Origin of the sequence: Nocardia farcinica (assembly GCF_029867845.1) — a bacterium.
GTDB classification, from domain to species: Bacteria; Actinomycetota; Actinomycetes; order Mycobacteriales; family Mycobacteriaceae; genus Nocardia; species Nocardia farcinica_A.
Genome location: NZ_JARWRU010001000.1, coordinates 1 through 1735 on the forward strand (window position 1 = coordinate 1; position 1735 = coordinate 1735).

Annotated in this window: 2 protein-coding genes; both read left to right on the forward strand. The window is 75.7% G+C overall.

Translation table 11 applies throughout. From position 1 onward, the window contains the following. A partial coding sequence (locus QH283_RS22210; protein WP_280504899.1) for an aminotransferase class I/II-fold pyridoxal phosphate-dependent enzyme occupies nucleotides 1-702 on the forward strand: 702 nt, incomplete at its 5' end. Beyond that, on the forward strand, nucleotides 699-1735 hold a 1037-nt coding region (locus tag QH283_RS22215; protein ID WP_280504900.1), incomplete at its 3' end, for a Nif3-like dinuclear metal center hexameric protein. The genes QH283_RS22210 and QH283_RS22215, both read left to right, overlap by 4 nt.

Genomic DNA, 1735 nt, shown 5'->3' on the forward strand with positions numbered 1-1735 from the left:
CGCGTGGTCCTGGAGCGGCCCTACGCGCTCGACCCCGCCGCCGTGCCGGAGGAGGCGGACCTGGTGGTGCTCGGCAATCCCACCAACCCCACCTCGGTGCTGCACCCCGCCGAGACCGTCCGCGCGCTGCGCCGCCCCGGCCGGATCGTGGTGGTCGACGAGGCCTTCATGGACGCGATCCCCGGCGAACCCGAATCGCTGGCGGCCACCGCCTGCCCCGATGTGCTGGTCCTGCGCAGCCTGACCAAGACCTGGGCGCTGGCGGGCCTGCGCTGCGGCTACCTCCTCGGCGACCGGGCCCTGCTCGACCGCCTGGCGCACGGCCGCCCGCACTGGCCGCTGGGGACCCTGCAACTGGAGGCGATCCGCGCCACCGCCACACCCGAGGCCGTCGCCGAATCGCAGGCCTGCGCCCGCACCCTGGCCGAACGGCGAACGGCGATGACCGGCCGCCTCGCCGGCCTCGGCCTCGACGTGCACGCCCCGGCGCATGCCCCGTTCCTGCTGCTCGGCGTGCCGGACGGGGCGCGGATGCGCACGCGGCTGGCCGACCTGGGCATCGCGGTCCGCCGCGCCGACACCTTCCCCGGTCTCGGCCCCGATCACCTGCGGGTGGCGGTGCGCGCGCAGGCCGAGGTGGACCGGTTGATCGACGGGTTGCGGGCATCGCTGCCGACCTGCGGAACAGGAGGACGAGGGTGACGAAACTGGCAGATCTCATCGACGCGCTCGACGCGGCCTACCCGCCGCGGCTCGCCGAATCGTGGGACTCGGTCGGACTGGTGTGCGGCGACCCCGGCGACGAGGTCGCCCGCGTGCTCTTCGCCGTCGACGCCACCGCCGAGGTGGTCGAGGAGGCGATCGACTGGCGCGCCCAGGCGCTGGTCGTGCACCACCCGCTGCTGCTGCGCGGGGTGGACACCGTTGCCGCCGACACCCCGAAAGGCGCGCTGCTGCACCGGCTCATCCGTTCCGGGTGTGCCCTGTTCACCGCCCACACCAACGCGGACTCCGCCGACCCCGGCGTCTCCGACGCGCTGGCCGCCGCCGTCGGCCTGACCGTCACCGGCCCGCTGGAGGCCGAACCCGCCTCCCCCGTGGACAAGTGGACCGTCCAGGTGCCGCGCTCGCACACCGACGCCGTGCTGCGCGCCCTGTTCGCCGCCGGTGCGGGCGGTTCCGGTGAGTACCGGGAGTGCGCCGTGCGCATCCCCTCCGAAGGACAGTTCCGGCCCATGCCCGGCGCGAACCCGGCGATCGGCAGGATCGGCGACCTCGAGGTGGTCGCCGAGGACCGCGTCGAGGTCGTCGCCGCCCCCCGCGCCCGCGCCGCGATCCTGGCCGCTCTGCGCGCCGCCCACCCCTACGAGCAGCCCGCCTATCACGTCACCGAGCGCGCGGACATCCCGACGGGGCTCGGCCTCGGCCGCGTCGGCGAGCTGCCGGGGCCGCTGACCCTGCGTGAGTTCACCGAACGCGTCGCTGCGGGCCTGCCGCCGACCGTGTGGGGCGTGCGCGCGGCCGGTGACCCGGACCGGACGATCCGGCGGGTCGCGGTGTGCGGCGGCGCGGGCGACTCGTTGCTCGGCACGGTCACCAGGCTCGGCGTGGACGCCTATCTCACCGCCGACCTGCGGCACCACCCGGCCGACGAGCACCTGCGGGGGCACGGTCCGGCCCTGCTCGACGCCGCCCACTGGGCCTCCGAATTCCCCTGGTGCGCACAGGCCGAGTC